The sequence below is a fragment of the Rhizobium sp. R634 genome, from assembly GCF_002211305.1.
GTDB lineage: Bacteria > Pseudomonadota > Alphaproteobacteria > Rhizobiales > Rhizobiaceae > Rhizobium.
Genome location: NZ_LOKW01000001.1, coordinates 46,867 through 62,707, shown reverse-complemented (window position 1 = coordinate 62,707; position 15,841 = coordinate 46,867). Strand labels below are relative to the sequence as shown.

10 protein-coding genes are annotated in these 15,841 nt (G+C 61.4%); 1 reads left to right on the top strand and 9 read right to left on the bottom strand.

Translation table 11 applies throughout. From position 1 onward, the window contains the following. Positions 1-25: 25 nt before the first annotated feature. The gene (locus ATY77_RS00265; protein ID WP_088685571.1) at positions 26-919 is read right to left on the bottom strand and encodes a LysR family transcriptional regulator; all 894 of its coding nucleotides are present in this window, start codon (positions 917-919) and stop codon (positions 26-28) included. Between the two features lie 131 nt (positions 920-1,050). Here ATY77_RS00265 and ATY77_RS00260 point away from each other — a divergent pair, with 131 nt between their 5' ends. Further along, positions 1,051-1,830 (top strand): alpha/beta hydrolase, encoded by a 780-nt coding sequence (locus ATY77_RS00260; RefSeq protein WP_088685570.1) that lies wholly within the window; start codon positions 1,051-1,053, stop codon positions 1,828-1,830. An 89-nt stretch (positions 1,831-1,919) separates the two neighbouring features. On the opposite strand, the gene ATY77_RS00255 is transcribed toward ATY77_RS00260, so the two are convergent. The 8 genes from ATY77_RS00255 to ATY77_RS00220 form a co-directional block, all read right to left on the bottom strand. Further along, positions 1,920-3,953 (bottom strand): methyl-accepting chemotaxis protein, encoded by a 2,034-nt coding sequence (locus ATY77_RS00255; RefSeq protein ID WP_245314259.1) that lies wholly within the window; start codon positions 3,951-3,953, stop codon positions 1,920-1,922. A gap of 294 nt (positions 3,954-4,247) precedes the next feature. Then, entirely contained in the window at positions 4,248-4,778 is a 531-nt protein-coding gene (locus ATY77_RS00250) for an RES family NAD+ phosphorylase (RefSeq protein ID WP_245314258.1), read from the bottom strand. 128 nt (positions 4,779-4,906) lie between these two features. Continuing rightward, the gene (locus tag ATY77_RS00245; protein WP_088685569.1) at positions 4,907-7,933 is read right to left on the bottom strand and encodes a glycoside hydrolase family 38 C-terminal domain-containing protein; all 3,027 of its coding nucleotides are present in this window, start codon (positions 7,931-7,933) and stop codon (positions 4,907-4,909) included. Between the two features lie 504 nt (positions 7,934-8,437). After that, positions 8,438-9,106: an HAD-IA family hydrolase gene (locus ATY77_RS00240; protein ID WP_280950720.1), complete on the bottom strand. Its 669-nt coding sequence runs from the start codon at positions 9,104-9,106 to the stop codon at positions 8,438-8,440. A gap of 67 nt (positions 9,107-9,173) precedes the next feature. Next, positions 9,174-11,693 (bottom strand): methyl-accepting chemotaxis protein, encoded by a 2,520-nt coding sequence (locus ATY77_RS00235; protein ID WP_088685568.1) that lies wholly within the window; start codon positions 11,691-11,693, stop codon positions 9,174-9,176. 202 nt (positions 11,694-11,895) lie between these two features. Further along, entirely contained in the window at positions 11,896-12,960 is a 1,065-nt protein-coding gene (gene fba / locus ATY77_RS00230) for a class II fructose-bisphosphate aldolase (RefSeq protein WP_088685567.1), read from the bottom strand. Between the two features lie 76 nt (positions 12,961-13,036). Continuing rightward, positions 13,037-14,476, bottom strand: coding sequence for a dihydrolipoyl dehydrogenase (lpdA, locus tag ATY77_RS00225; RefSeq protein ID WP_088685566.1), 1,440 nt, complete (start codon positions 14,474-14,476; stop codon positions 13,037-13,039). A gap of 78 nt (positions 14,477-14,554) precedes the next feature. After that, a complete protein-coding gene (locus tag ATY77_RS00220; protein WP_088685565.1) occupies positions 14,555-15,841 on the bottom strand; it encodes a pyruvate dehydrogenase complex dihydrolipoamide acetyltransferase in 1,287 nt (428 codons plus the stop codon).

The window sequence follows — 15,841 nt, the reverse complement described above, 5'->3', positions numbered from 1 at the left end:
AATGGCTCGGAGCCATCGCTCTGCATCAGCGCTGCTCGCCGGCGAACTTCTGCACGGCAAAGTCCAGAAAGCTCCGCAGCTTCGGCGTCATTCGCCGGTCCGGAGCATAGAGCGCATGCAGGGGGCGCGCGGGCGGCTCGTATTCCGGCAGGAGCCTCACCAGCCGCCCGGCGCTGATTTCTTCGGCCACGAGTTCGTGCGGCTGAAGGAGCACGCCCATGCCCGCCACGGCGGCGGCGCGAAGCGCTTCGCCGCTGTCGGTCGAAAACCGTCCGGCCACCGGCACTGTCACACGGCCCTGCGGCCCCTCGAAGGACCATTGCGTGCGCAGCGACGTATGCGAGAAAATCAGGCACTCGTGCCGCTGCAGATCTTCCGGCTGGACGAGTTTTTCGGCCGATCGGAGATAGGCCGGCGCGGCGCAGACGACTAGGCGCAGCGGCGCCAGACGTCTCGCCAGCAATCCGCTGTCCGGAAGATCGCCGGTGCGGAAAACGACATCGAAACCCTCCTCTACCAGATCGACCGTCCGGTTGGTAAGGCTGAGATCCAGGGATATCTCGGGGTGGCGCTTGAGGTAGTTCGGCAGTTCGGGCGCAAGGGCGTGGCTGCCGAAAGTGATCGGCGCGCTGATACGAAGCCGGCCGCGCGGAGTCGCGCGCGTTTCGGCGATCAGCGCTTCAGCCGCCGCCATTTCCGCCAGGATGTTCTTGGCATGATCGTAGAAAATGCGGCCGCCGTCGGTGAGGCTTTGCTTGCGGGTGGTCCGGGTCAGCAGCTTGATTCCCAGCCCCTGCTCCAGCGCCCTCAACTGCTTGCCGGCCAATTGCGACGACAGGTCGAGTTCTTCGGCAGCGGCTGAAATCGAGCCCGTTTCGACCGCTTTCACGAAAACCAGCATACAGCCAAGCTTGTCCATTTGAAACTCAGTGTTTGTTATCATGAACCCTTCGGCAAATTTATTCCCCTTTGTTTCGTAAGTACAGTCCCGCCATCGCACTCGCCACCTTCCGCCGCAGCGCGGCGGTTGCCAAACACCAAGGAGTATTGATGTCGTCTTTCGCAAAAAAAGCAGTCCTGGCGGCCGCGCTGGGCAGCAGCGCGCTCGCGTCCAACGCCGCACCCGCGGGCTCGTCCGATCAGCAGAAACCGACCGTCGTGCTCGTGCACGGCGCGTTTGCGGACGGGTCGGCCTGGAGCAAAGTCATCCCGCTGCTCCAGGCCCAAGGGCTGCAGGTCGTCTCGGTGCAGAACCCGCTAACGTCGCTCGCCGACGACGTAACGGCCACGCGGCGCGCGCTCGACAGGCAAACCGGCCTGGTCGTTCTGGTCGGCCACTCCTGGGGCGGCGTCGTCATCACCGAAGCCGGCCTGCATGAGCGCGTCAAATCGCTGGTCTATGTCGCCGCCTTCGCCCCCTCCGAAGGCCAGTCGGTTGCCGACCTGTCGAAGGATTATCCGCCTCCGTCGGGCTTCGCGCATATCGTCGCGGACAAGGAGGGCTTCCTGATGCTCAGCCTCGAAGGCGTCTCACAGCATCTGGCTCAGGATCTGCCGGCTGAAGAAACGCAGCTGATGACGGTCACGCAAGGCCCCGTGCGCGGCAAGAATTTCGAGGAGAAAGTGAGCGACGCGGCCTGGAAGACGAAGCCGTCCTGGTACATCGTCAGCGAAGAGGACCGCATGATCCAGCCGGAGCTGCAGAAGGCGATGGCGCAGAAAATCTCGGCCCATGTCGTCACCCTGGCGGCGGGCCACACGCCGCAACTGTCGCAGCCGGCCGAGGTAGCCAAAGTGATTCTGGCGGCGACGGCGGACATATCCAAGTAAAAGGCATCCGGTGCGCTTGGCATTGGCGCACCGCTGTCGAGCGCAGGCAGGAATGCTGCCTGCGCTCATTGGCGATCCCGATCGTTTGCTCAGAACTCTTCCCATGAGGCAGCCGCAGCCGCCGTCACGGCTTTTCCGCCGAAGGCGCCGGCGAGTTTGCGGCCGAGGGCGCGGGCGGGCGAGGTTACCGGCCGGCTTTCAGGAGTGACGGTGCGGGGAGCCATCTGCGCGGCATCCAGCTTGAAGCGGGCGATCAGCCGGGCGAGGTTTGCCGCCTCCTCCGCCAGCCGGTTGGTCGCCGCCGTCGATTCCTCGACCATGGCCGCATTCTGCTGCGTGACCTGATCCATCTGGTTCACCGCGGTCGAGACCTCCGAGAGGCCGGTCGACTGCTCGCGGGCAGCCGTTGCGATCGAGCGGACATGCTCGTCGATTTTCACCACATGGCCCTGGATGCTGCCCAGCGCTTCGCCCGTCGCCGTCACCAGCTTCACCCCGGCATGAACCTCGTCGCTGGAACGGTTGATCAGCAGCTTGATATCCTTGGCGGCATTGGCCGAACGCTGCGCGAGTTCCCTGACCTCCTGGGCGACGACGGCAAAACCCTTGCCGGCCTCACCGGCGCGCGCCGCCTCGACGCCGGCATTCAGCGCCAGAAGATTGGTCTGGAAGGCGATCTCGTCGATGACGTTGATGATCTGGACGATTTCGCCAGACGCCTGCTCGATCCGTCCCATCGCGGAGACGGCCTGGCTGACGACCGCGCTCGACTGGCCGGTGCTTTTCTTTGCCTCGTCGACCATGTGGCTGGCTTCCAGCGCGCGTTCGGTGGAATTCTTCACCGCGACGGTGATTTCCTCGAGCGCCGCGGAGGTTTCCTCCAGCGACGCCGCCTGCTGCTCGGTGCGGTTCGACAGGTCGCCGGAGGCGATGCGCATCTCGCCGGCGCCGCCATTGATGATGTCGACGGCCGCGCGCACTTCGCCGAGGACAGCACACAGGTTGGTCATCGTCGCGTTGACGTTGGTCTGCAGTTCCGCGAAGGAGCCTTGGAACTCGCCGCGCATATTCTCGGTCAGGTCGCCGTTCGCCAGAGCGGAAACCACCCGGCGGGTTTCCGCAACGCCGCGATCGACCGAGGCGACGAGCTGGTTGAGACCCATAACGATGCGATTGAGATCGGGATAGCCGAACTCCTCCGGCGCGCGCTGCGTGAAGTCGCCGGCCGCAGCCGCGGTGATGACCGCATCGACGCTCTTCTGCATTTCTGCGACCTTGACCCGCTTGTCGGCGCCGGCCGCGTCCAGCTCGCGCACCTTGACGCCGTTCTGCTTGAAGACCTCGACGGCCCGGGCCATCTGGCCGATTTCGTCATGCCGGCCGGCGAAGGGAATGGCGACCTCGAGCCTGCCTTCCGCAAGATCGTTCATGCTTGCGGTAATCCGGCCGATCGGCTTTGCGATAACCCGCGAACCGAATATGGCGGCGGCGATCAGCGTGACGATCGTCAGCAGGCCGATGCCGAGATTGAGGCTGAGGACCAGAAGAGCGGCGGCATCTGCCTCTTCCTCCGCCGTGGTCGCCATGGCCTTGGCCGAGTCCACGCCTTCATCGATCAGCTTGGATGCGTCGGCCGAAATTACCAGCAGGTTTGCCTGAGCCTCGCTTTCCCGTGCGTCGAGGGACGTGTCGGCGGCCTTGAGGGCGAGCCTTTCCCTGGCGATTTCGACCACATCGCCGGTCGCGGCGAAAAGCCTGTCGCCCAAGGCCTTGAGCTTGACGATCCGGTCCTTTTCGACCTCCATTCGCAGTCCGGACATGGCGTCGTCGAGATATTTGACAACCGAGTGATGGCGCGCGGCGATGTAATCGGTGGCCTTGGCGATCTCATCTGCCGATTTGGCAAGACGCAGATCGCGCACGCCGACTTGCATGCCGCGCCATGAAGCCTTGGCGTCGACGAGATCGCGCGAAACGATCAACAGCTCCTCGCGATATTTCGCGCGTTCGTACAGATGCTGGCCGCCCTGCCAGACGGTCAGCAGCATGACCGTCACCAGGAAGATACCGATGGCGGAAAGCGTGGCCAGTTTTGTGCTGATGCGCGAAAAGATGCTTGGCATGTTTCAGTTCCTGCTGAGCGCGGCAGGAGTCCTCATATCTCCCGCCGGCCATCGAATGGGCGATCGACTTCATTCGACCGCCGTCTCTGCCTCCGGCTTTTCCTCACCTTGTCTTCGAAGGGGAAGCACTTTGCCATGGCCTGGGCCCACTAACAGTCGATAAAGGTCTAATAAAAAGTTCCGCTTTCACCGCGCCCGGAACTTGGATGCGCGATCGGGATAGCGAGCGCCGAAAGTGGATACGGAGCCGCCTCAGGCTGCATCAACCGCCGAAAGTCTTCTCGCCGATCTGGATTATTCCCCTGATATAACAGTGACGTGCAGGGCATCGAAGATCCGGCCGAGTGCCAAGAGCCGGATGAGATCCAATGCAGGGCTGTCGGCCTCAAGACCCGGCACGGCGCGGTCATAGCAGGCAACGCATTGTTTGTTGGTGATCCGGGACATATAGAGGATCCCGTCAAAATCGGTGCGATCGTAGATGGCCTGGCTGAGGCGGCGCCCGCTCGTCTGCGCCCTCGCTTGGACGGCATCCGTGGAAACCCCGAGCAGGTTTGCACCCTCGTAACGCAGATCGAGCAGGAACAGCGGAACCGGGTTTCGGATAACGGCGATCGAATAGCGGTCGAGCTCTTCCCGCAGGATCACTCGCTCGGCCTTGCCCTGAAACCGGTCGCGAACAATCGTTTCCGCGACCGCAGTCGCTAGATCCTGGGCGAGATAAAGCAGCCGGAACTGATCTTTCGGGCTGGAAAACCGCGTCTTGCCGAAACCCATGCCGAGCGGCGTCGACGCATGGGCGCGAGAGACGATAGTCGGTGACATCGGCCCTGACGGCCAGACGCTACAGGACTGATTTGTCTTGCGGGGCGAAATAGCTCTGCGCCGCGTCGATTACCTCGCCGGCGCGATCCTGCTTTTTGTCCAGTTTGTCCCGTTTCCGAGCGCCGGGATCAGCCCTTCCGCAGCCTCCAGGTCCGGATTTCGAACGGCATGATGTCTGCCGGCCCCTGGCGCTCCATCGGCTCTTCGAGAATGTTGAGCGGCTGCGACGCGCTCCATCCGGAAGGCAGGCTAAGAGAGAGGCGGCCGCGCCGGCCGGCGGGCTCGTAGAGGCGCAGGATGAGGCCGTCGCCCTCTTCCGCGGGCTTCAGGCCCGAGAAGGCGACGGGGGTGCCGGCGATGGTGAGCGGCGCGTAAGCGCCGGCGGAAAGGCCCTGGGCTTCCGCGGTCACGAGCGGCTGGTTGAGATCGAGCGCTTCATCCAGCACGCCGCCTTCATGCCAGGCGCCGTCATGCGGCATCAGCGCATAGGTGAAGCTCTGCTCGCCTTCGTCGGCCAGCGGATCGGGATAGATCGCCCCGCGCACCAGGCTCATGCCGATCACATTGCCGCGGGCGCTGTGGCCGTATTTGGCGTTGTTGAGCAGCGCCACGCCGAAGCCCGGCTCGCTGATATCGACGAAGCGGTGGGCGACGGCCTCGAACATCGCCTGCTCCCAGGAGGTGTTGGTATGCGTTGCCCGCTCGACCACGCCGAAGGCGCATTCGAAGCTCGCCTTGCGCGACCTGACGTCGACGGGGTTCAGCGTGCGCAGCAGAGTGCGGCGGTCATGCCAGTCGATCGTCGTTTCGATATCGAGCCGCTTGGCATTGGCGGTCAGCACATAGGTCTGCGTGACGCTCGAATTGCGGTAGCGGTGGACCACGCGGATCGCCGCGCGGTGCGGGCCGTTTTCGACGAGGCTGATGCTTTCGGGCGCTTCGAGCCGGACGGCCTTTTCGGCATAATCGGCATCGATATCCCAGGCGTCCCAGTTGCGTGGCTTGTCGGCCGGATAGACCCAGAGCTGGTTTGCCGAGCCGTCGACGGCTTCGCGGCCGCTCGCCTTGTGGACGAGGCTCGCAACCGCGCCGTCCCTGCCGATGACGACGGCGAGATGATCGTTTTCGAGGCGGTCGGCTGTTGCCATCAGCCCGCCCGCCGGCTTCAGCGCCTGCCTGTCGAACACCGCGACGGACAAGGGAGCGACGATATCGGCAGCCGAGACGACCGTGCCGTCGGCAAGCGTGGCGCTCAGCGGCCGCGGCGCAAGCGACGGATTCACGACGACGAGTGCATTGCCGACGCCGCCCTTCGGCAGGTTGGCCGAAAGCGCCTGCAGGGCCTTTGCCTGCTCGGCTTTGGCATTGTCGATGACGCCGCCAAGCTCCTGCTCGGCATCCTGATAGACCTCGCGGATGCTCGATCCCGGCAGGATATCGTGGAACTCGTTCTTCAGCACCACGCGCCAGTCCGCTTCCAGACTTCTGGGCTTGTCCGCGCCCAGCATGTGCGCAAGCGAAGCGATGGTCTCGGCGGTGATCAGCGCGCGCTCCGCCTGGCGGTGCTTGCGCTTGACGCCGCTTTGCGTCGTCAGCGTCGCGCGGTGCAGTTCGAGATAGATCTCGCCATCCCAGACGGGCAGGCTCTTCTCAGATGCGGTGCGGTGTGCCTCTTCATAAAAGCCCTTGACCGTGCCCCAGCGCGCCTGCGGAATGGCGGGAAAATCGCGCAGCTGCACTTCGCGCTCCACCATCTCGGGCGTCACGCCGCCGCCGCCGTCGCCATAGCCGACGGCGAGAAGCGAGGCATGATGCTGCACCTTGCCGCGGAAATTCTTCCAGGTCGGCACGTAGCAATCGGCCTGCACGAAGCCGTTGTAGCCCTGCATCGGATTGTCGAAAGTGTGGGTCAGCACCTGGCTGCCGTCGAGGCCCTTCCACCAGAACAGATCGGAGGGGATGTGGTTGGTCTCGCTCCAATTGACCTTGATGGTGAAGAAGCTGTCGATGCCGCCCTGCCTCAGGATCTGCGGCAGGGCGCCGGAGAAGCCGAAGCAATCCGGCAGCCAGCAGACCGTGTGGCGCGCGCCGAAGGTCTTTTCGAAATAGCGCTGGCCATAGAGAACCTGGCGGGCGAGGCTCTCGCCAGTCGGCATGTTGGTATCGGGCTCGACCCACATGCCGCCGACGGTTTCCCACTTGCCTTCCACGACCTTCTGCTTGATGCGATCGAGAAGCTCCGGATCCTCCTCTTCCATCTGCGCATAATAGTGCGCGGTCGATTGGTTGAAGCGGAAATCGGCCGAGCGCTCCATCAGCGACAGCGCCGTGTTGAAAGTGCGCCGCATCTTCCGCCGCGTCTCGCGATAGGGCCAGAGCCAGGCGAGATCGATATGCGCATGGCCGGTCAGCACCAGCTCGCCATTCGCAGGAAAGCGCTTCTGCAACTCCTTCAGCCGCGCCGTCAGCGCCTCGAAGGCGGAAGCCGCCGAGGCGCTCTGCTCGTCGGAAAGTCCTGCCGGATTCTCCTGAAGTTCCGGCAACTCCCAGATCTTCTGCTGCATCACGGCATCGGCGGTGCGGGAGACGTAAGCGGTCGTATCCGACGGCCAGTCGAGGCTGCGCAAGGTCTGCTCGGCGGCATCCACCATATGCGGCACGACTTCATGTTCGCCGAGCACCTCGATCGCCTCGGCGACCTGCTTCAGCAGAAGATGCAGGCGATGGGCCGGACCGTCGAGCCGGATCAGCCGGGCCTTGTTCAGCCGCGGCGCCCGGTTCGGTTCGCCGAAGGGAAAGCGCGCAACGCTTTCCGTCGCAATCGAAAACCGCCGGCCCTTGACCGGAAATTCCTGATGATAGGGATCGAGCCCGAAGGTCTCGCTCTGCCCATCCGGATAGCTCAGCGTGATCAGGCTCTCGCCGCCGAGATCGAGCTGCAGGCGGATATCGTCGAGCGGCCAGCCCGCCGGCGCCTCGGCGCTTGCAGCGAAACGCACGACGCCCTGGCGATGCGGCCAGTCCTGATGATGGCCGATCGGCTCCCCCTCGAAGGTCCAGCCGCCGATCGGACTGCTCTGCCGATCCCGCCAATGCGCGAGCTCCGCAATGCGGACTTTGAGGCGATCGAGGCGTTGGGCAATGGTCAGAGGCATGGTCTATCCCTGTTGAAAAATCAGCGGCGAACGATCCGGAGTCATGGCTTTGGGAGACGAAGATGGTGCGACACAGATCGCAATTGCCGGCCCCTCCTCCCAGGGAGTCCTGCCGGCGCTTAGATTAAGTAACTTTGATTTGTAGTCAAGGGCGAAAGAGGGCGGGGCGGGCGGGTATTTGCCGATGTCTCACACTTGTTTCCAATTCGCACCCGATCCTTTCCATTTGTGCCCCTAACTCCTTTCGGGAACATCAAATGGCCGCGATGTGTGCCCGAGTTGAAGATTAGATTCTCGGTTCAGCGAGACGGTTGAGAGGCTTGCTCAGAAGAGTCACGGATCCGGATTTGCGTGCCGATCGGTGCTTCATTTAATACCGATCAAAAAACAAGTTTTCGTCCTGCATATTTGAAGGGCGACCCACCGCCACACTGTCGGCGAGCGCTTGTTAGCCACAACGCTCCACCGATTCTGTAACCACCAACTCATTGAAAACACGAGGCGCTAGCACGCATATGCAAGTGTAATCGACAGTAGTCCGTCTGCAGACACCACCGGCGCAATCTTGGTGTAGTCATTTATGGTTGGGTTGCCGGGTAAATCCAAATCATGCCCGGCTGCTGTGACGACCATTACGTCCGCGCCTGCCGCTTTGCCGGCTTTTACGCCGGCCTCAACGTCCTCAAAAACAAGACAATTTGCAGCCGGAACTCCAAGCCGCCTTGCCGCAAGAAGGAAACATTGAGGGTCCGGCTTACCAGCAGCGACATCTTCTCCGGTCACGATGACGTTCGGCATGCGTAGCCCGGCGGCTTCAAGTCGCCGCCGAGCAAGCTCCTTTGAAGCAGATGTGACGATCGCCCAACGATCGGTAGGAAGAGCAGCTAGGAACTCTGCCGCTCCCGCAATCGCGACAACCCCCTCAACGTCGTCGATCTCCGCATTTGTGATTTTTTCAGCTTCAATCTCCGGGTCCACGCCGGGAAGCTCCAGCCGCCGAATAGTGTCAATCGCCCTTTGCCCGTGCATTGTCGGCAGGAAGGCAATGGGATCCAGCCCCTGGCGTTTCGCCCAGGCACCCCAAACTCGCTCGGCAGCGGCTATGGAAGTCAGAAGGGTTCCATCCATATCGAAAAGAAAGGCCGAGAACTGCTTGTTTGGATCGAGCTTCAACGGGAGTATCCTTATTTATTTAAGTGCTGAGCGGAGGGCTGAATCGCCACGGGGTGGGCAATCAAGGCTAGGCCGCCCTCTCCGCGTGGACGAATGGCGGCTCGTTAAGTGCAAACGACCCCACCAATTGAACGAGGTCGTCTACTTGCTCCGCAAGCCGGCGGGTGGCCGCGCCAGCTTCCTCGGCCATTGCGGCGTTCAACTGGGTCACTCTTTCCATGGTGCTTACGGCGTCGTTGATCTCATTGAGGCTCTTTGCCTGACTTTGACTCGAGAGTGCCAATTGCCCGACATCCCCGGAAACCGCGCCAATCTTGGCCGCAATATCGTCGAGGGCGTGGCCGGCTTTCTCGACAAAATCTACCCCCACGTCCACCTCGGTCGTCGAATGATGGATAAGAGCGCCGATTTCTTTCGCAGCCGAGGCGGCACGTTGGGCAAGTTCTCTGACTTCATGCGCGACGACAGCAAATCCCTTGCCGGCTTCTCCGGCGCGGGCAGCCTCAACTCCGGCGTTAAGCGCGAGAAGATTTGTCTGGAATGCAATGCCGTCGATTACCGTGACGATACTCGTTATGCGATCGGATGCCTCCTTGATCCGAGACATCGCGGCGATAGCATTTTCCACGATAACAAGTGAGCCATCGGCTTCGAGCTTGACGCGCTGTACGATGTCAGCCGCGCTCGTTGCACGTTTAGAGGCCTCCGCTACGGTGATGGTGATCTCTTCGATCGCTGCCGCAGTCTGTTCGATCGAGCCTGCCTGCTGTTCATTTCTGCGAGAAAGTTCTTCGGACGCATCCGCGAGGAGCCGGCCATTGGTGTGAATTTCGGCTGACGTCGCACGAACGTCCAGCATGGTCGAGCTCAAGTCGCTGACCGTGCTGTTGAAGTCTCGCCTGAGAATATCCAGATCCCCAGCAAACGGGACCTCGATGGTGTTCCGCAGATCTCTGCTCGCCAGGTTTCTAAGCCCGTCCGCAAGTGATGTCACTGCCAGTTCGATATTTTGCTGCGTAGAAGCTCGTTCGCGATCGTTCGTGTCCCGCTCCGACTGGGCCAGTCGATGGACCTCTTCCGTCCGCGCCTGGATGGCAATCTTCTGGACGGCGTTTTCCTTGAACACGGCAAGTGCACGTGCCATCTCGCCTATCTCATCTTTTCGTCGATCTCCGTCAATCGCAATGTCCAACGAGCCACCGGCCAAACGCCGCATGCTGTCTGTGATTGAACCGATCGGCCGTTTGAGGGTGACGACCAATGCGGCGCCGGATGCTATCGCGACGAGAAATCCGATCGCCATCGATGTGAGAGACACCGAGTTGGTCAACGATCGCTCGGCGGATGCCATCTGCCGTTGGGCGCCGGCAAATGCGTCCATCAGCCCCCAGATCTCGTTGATTTTATCAGTCGCGTGGCGGTACTGCTCTTCGGCACGTGCCCGATTGGTCTCCAGTCCGGCTGCGCTTTCGCGCAATTGGTCGTCGATTTCCCCTACCCTTGCCGGGACTTCGCCGAAGTAAGAATCGACGGTCGCCAGTTCCGTCAGCAAGCGTATCTCGCCGGCGTAGACAAAAAGGGTTCGCTCGACTGTTTTGACGTTATCCGCCGTCGGTTCACCCAAAAGGCTGGCGAAGGCGATTTTTACGTCGCTGCCGTTGCTCACAATCGATCGAAGCTTTTTCGTCACCTTGTCGGCGTCGACAGAGCCATCGCTCGAACCGTTCAGATCGGCAGCGGCTTGCTCGACGGCTGCCGCACTCTGCACCCGTAAGCTTTCGGTCAAACCAGCCAAGTCATTGGCAATGGCCAATGCCGCGAGCTGGCCCCCCGTTTCCTGGCTTCCACTTTGGCTGAGGAACGCCAAAATCCTGTCCGCAATGCGGCGCCCATCTCGCACACCCAACGAAGTGAGAAGACGGTCAGATTTCGAGAGTTTGTGCGCGAGGTCTTCCAACGATGCTCGGACAGCTGTTCCTTCGCGACGCAGAGAGGGGTCATCGATCGACCGTAGTTGAACCCTGAGATTTTCGCAGCGGTTGAGAAGCGACTGAAGTGCCAATGTCTCGGAAAGCCTCGACTTTCGCTTATTTTCAAGCTGCGCACCCTGAGCGACGATCTTGAACGCGCGCTTGCCAAGTTCCATTTGAACAGAGTTTAGCGCTTCGAGCTGCGCGGCAATGTTGTTCGTCAGTTGCGAACGGTCCTGTCGTAGTTTCCATATCTCGTTGATGTGGCTCAGGATCGTGCGCGTTGCCTCCTGCGCTTTCCTCAGTTCAGCAGCTGCCTGGGCGTCCGGAATCACTGTGACCATACGGTCGAGTTCGCTGATCTGTGCTGCGGTTGTGTCGGAGGCTTGCTTGAATGTCGCATCATCGGGCTCGCGCAGAAACGTCGTAATGCCGGCGTAAACGGCCTTAAATCCTGAAAGCAGCCGGACCACGTCATTTGACGTGTTGAGTCGCGCTTCCAAGACTCCCGTTGCGTAAAGTCCTGTGGCGCCGACCGCGACGATCGTCAGCAACAACGGCAGAACCAGTACGATAACCTTTGTCTGAATTCTGAACCGCGCAAGTATCCTGTCCATTTTGCCCCTCCCAAAAGCACTCGCTGCTCCGATTGAGACACGATTACACGGATTGATTAAATTTACGTTTCGGTATTACAAACGGCGACAACACCGTCGAAATGTTCATACTAGCAAACACTGGAAGCGTTTGCAGGGTCCCCGCTGGACAATTGATACCTGTCAGAACATAAGTTCCGGTCGGTGCTCCGTGACTTGATAATCACGAGAAGCACGGATCGAGCTCGCCGGAGGCATAGCGCTTTGCCATCACCGAGACAGGAAGGGGCGTAATCCGCTCCGCCATGCCGCCAGTGCCGAACTGTTCGAAGCGCTCCTTGCAAAGCTTTGTGAGCGCGGCCATTGCCGGCTTCAGATATTTGCGCGGATCGAATTCGCTCGGATCTTCCTGCAAGACCCGGCGGATCTGCCCGGTCATCGCCATGCGGCCGTCCGTGTCGATGTTGATCTTGCGCACGCCGTTCTTGATACCGCGCTGGATTTCTTCGACCGGCACGCCCCAGGTGGGCCTCATCTGGCCGCCGTATTTGTTGATGATCTCCTGCAACTCGACGGGGACCGACGAAGACCCGTGCATGACGAGATGGGTGTTCGGCAGCTTGCGGTGAATTTCCTCGATGACATTCATCGCTAGCACCGAACCGTCGGGCTTACGTGTGAACTTGTAGGCGCCGTGCGAGGTTCCCATGGCGATCGCCAGTGCATCGACGCCAGTTTCACGCACGAATCTCACCGCCTCGTCCGGGTTGGTCAGCAACTGGTCATGCGACAGTTTGCCTTCCGCGCCGTGGCCATCCTCGGCCTCTCCCATGCCGGTCTCGAGAGAACCGAGCACACCGAGCTCGCCTTCGACCGAGATGCCGCCGAGATGGGCCATTTCGGTCACTCTCTTGGTCACGCCGACATTATAATCCCAGTCGGCGGGTGTCTTCGCGTCGGCTTTCAGCGAGCCGTCCATCATGACCGAGGTAAAGCCTGCCTGTATGGCCGTCATGCAGCTGGCCGGATCGTTGCCGTGGTCCAGATGCACGCAGACGGGAATGTGCGGGTAAATTTCGACGACGGCGTCCATCATATGCTTCAGCATGATGTCGTTGGCGTAAGCGCGCGCGCCGCGCGATGCCTGGATGATGACCGGGGCGCGGACCGCATCCGCGGCTTCCATGATGGCGAGCGCCTGTTCCATATTATTGATATTGAAGGCGGGAACGCCGTAGCCCTCCTCCGCTGCATGATCCAGCAACTGCCTTAGTGTGATGCGTGCCATCTGAAAATCCTCCTCTAGCTGAAAAGCGCCAGCTGCGTGTCTGACGGATGATCATGCAGCGTTTTATTATCGGGCCTCAAGCGTTCAGCACACGGCCATAGGCATCGAGCACGGCTTCCTTCATCGTCTCGGAGACGGTCGGATGCGGGAAGATGGTGTGCATCAGTTCTTCCTCGGTCGTCTCGAGGTTCATCGCAACGACGAAGCCCTGGATGAGTTCGGTGACTTCAGCGCCGACCATGTGGGCGCCGAGAAGCTCACCGGTCTTCTTGTCGAAGATCACCTTCACCATGCCCTGGTCTTCGCCGAGCGCGATTGCCTTGCCGTTCGCCGCGAAGGAGAAACGGCCGACGCGGATGTCTCGGCCCAACTCCTTGGCCTTGGCTTCGGTGAGGCCGACGGAGGCGACCTGCGGATTGCAATAGGTGCAGCCCGGAACCTTGCCCTTGTCGGTCGGATGAACATTCGGCAGGCCGGCAATCTTTTCGACGCAGACCACACCCTCATGCTCGGCCTTGTGCGCCAGCATCGGCGGGCCGGCAACGTCGCCGATTGCATAGATACCGGCGACATTGGTCTTGCCGTAACCGTCGGTGACGACGCAGCCGCGGTCGGTCTTGATGCCGAGCGCCTCGAGGCCGAGATTTTCGATGTTGCCCTGAACGCCGACGGCGGAGATCATCCGGTCGGCGGTGATCTGCTGCACCTTGCCATCCGACGTCTCGACATGGGCGGTGATGCTGCCCGCGCCCTTCTCGACCTTCGTGACCTTGGCGCTGGTGAAGATCTTCAGGCCGCGCTTTTCCAGCTGCTTGCGGGCGATCGCGGTGATTTCCGCATCCTCAACCGGCATGATGGTCGGCATGACTTCCACGACCGTGACGTCGACGCCCATCGAGCGGTAGAAGCTTGCGAATTCGATGCCGATCGCGCCCGAACCCATGACGATCAGGGATTTCGGCAGCGCGTCGGGCTTCAGCGCCTCGAAATAGGTCCAGATCATCTTGCCGTCCGGCTCGATGCCCGGCAGCGCGCGCGGGCGGGCGCCGGTGGCGATGATGATGTGCTTGGCGGCATAGGTGCCCTCGCCCTTGACGTTCTTCGGCAGCGGATGCTGCGGCTCGACCACAGGCTTCGACGACTTGCCGACGACGATCTCGCCGGGCTTGGTCACCTTCGCCTCGCCCCAGATGATGTCGATCTTGTTCTTCTTCATCAGGAAGCCGACGCCGGCATTGAGGCGGGCGGAAACGGCGCGCGAGCGGCCGACAACGGCCTTGGCGTCCGGCTTGACCGTGCCTTCGAGAACGAGGCCGAAATCCTTGAAGTGGTTGGCGTGATCGAGCACCTCGGCCGAGCGCAGCAGCGCCTTGGTCGGGATGCAGCCCCAGTTCAGGCAGATGCCGCCCATATGCTCGCGCTCGACGATCGCCGTCTTCAGACCGAGCTGGCTGGCGCGGATGGCGGCGACATAGCCGCCGGGACCGGAGCCAATGATGATGACGTCGTAGGACATCTGATTTCCTTGAAAAGATAGGGGATCCGTCACGAGGCCTTCGCCTCGTGACAAGATCCCCCGAGGCCTGGGAGGAAGCTAGATCAGCATACTCATCGGATTTTCGATGAACGCCTGGAACTTTCCGAGGAGCTGTGCGCCGAGAGCACCGTCAACCGCACGATGATCGGTAGACAACGTCACAGTCATGATTGTCGCGCTCGACAAATCGCCTTGAGCGCTGACGATCGGCCTTCTCTCCCCGGAGCCAACGGCCAGGATGGTTGAATGGGGAGGATTGATGATCGCGGCAAATTCCTTCACCCCGAACATGCCGAGGTTCGAGATTGCTCCGGTGCCGCCCTGGTACTCGGCCGGCTTCAATTTTCCCGATCTGGCGCGTGCAGCCAAATCCTTCATCTCATTCGAGATCGCGGAAAGCGTCTTGGATTCCGCATGCCGGATGATTGGCGTGATCAGACCACCCGCCACCGAAACGGCAACTCCTACATCGACGAAATGATGACGCAACAGGCTCTCTTCCGTCCAGGACACGTTCGCGTCGGGTGTTGATCCAAGCGCCAGCGCGTAGGCTTTGATGACCATGTCATTGACCGACAACTTGAATTGCGGCGCGCCATCCGCCATCGGCGCCGACGCGTTGAGCTCGGCTCGCAGCTTGAGCAGAGCATCGAGGCGGCAGTCGACCGACAGGTAGAAATGCGGAATGGTGGTCTTCGCTTCCAGCAGTCGCCGGGCGATCGTTCTTCTCATCGGGGTATGAGGCTGCACATCGAACGTGCCTTCGGCAAATAGCGCCAACGACCCGTCCGACGAAGCTTTCTGCCCGACATGCTGCGCGCCGGCGGGCGCGGACGGGGTAGGCGGCACTTCGGAAACCCGAGCCTTCGAAACATCCGCGCTCACGATTCTTCCATGCGGACCGGTCCCGACCACCGATCCCAGATCGATACCGGTTTCCCGCGCCAGGCGCCTTGCCAAGGGCGTAGCCCTCATTGAGCTTCCGGCACCTGCCGATGCGGTATGATTTGGTGCGCTGATTGAGCCGAGATCGGTCGCCTCCGAAGCCCCCGTCTCTGCGGGCATGGTCGGCGTGGATGGCACAGATGCGGCCTGATATTCCTCGCCCTCTTCGTAGATCCAAGCGACCGCCGAACCGACGGAAATATCAACGCCTTCTTCGCCGTTGACGTTGCGAAGAATGCCCGCAGCGGGGGAATCTATTTCCATTGCCGCTTTGTCGGTTTCGATTTCGAACAGCACGTCGCCCTTGCCGACGCGGTCACCTTCCTTGAAGAACCACTTCGAGATCTTGCCGGTCGCCATATCCATGTCGACCTTGGGGAGGATGATTTCTGTCGCCAT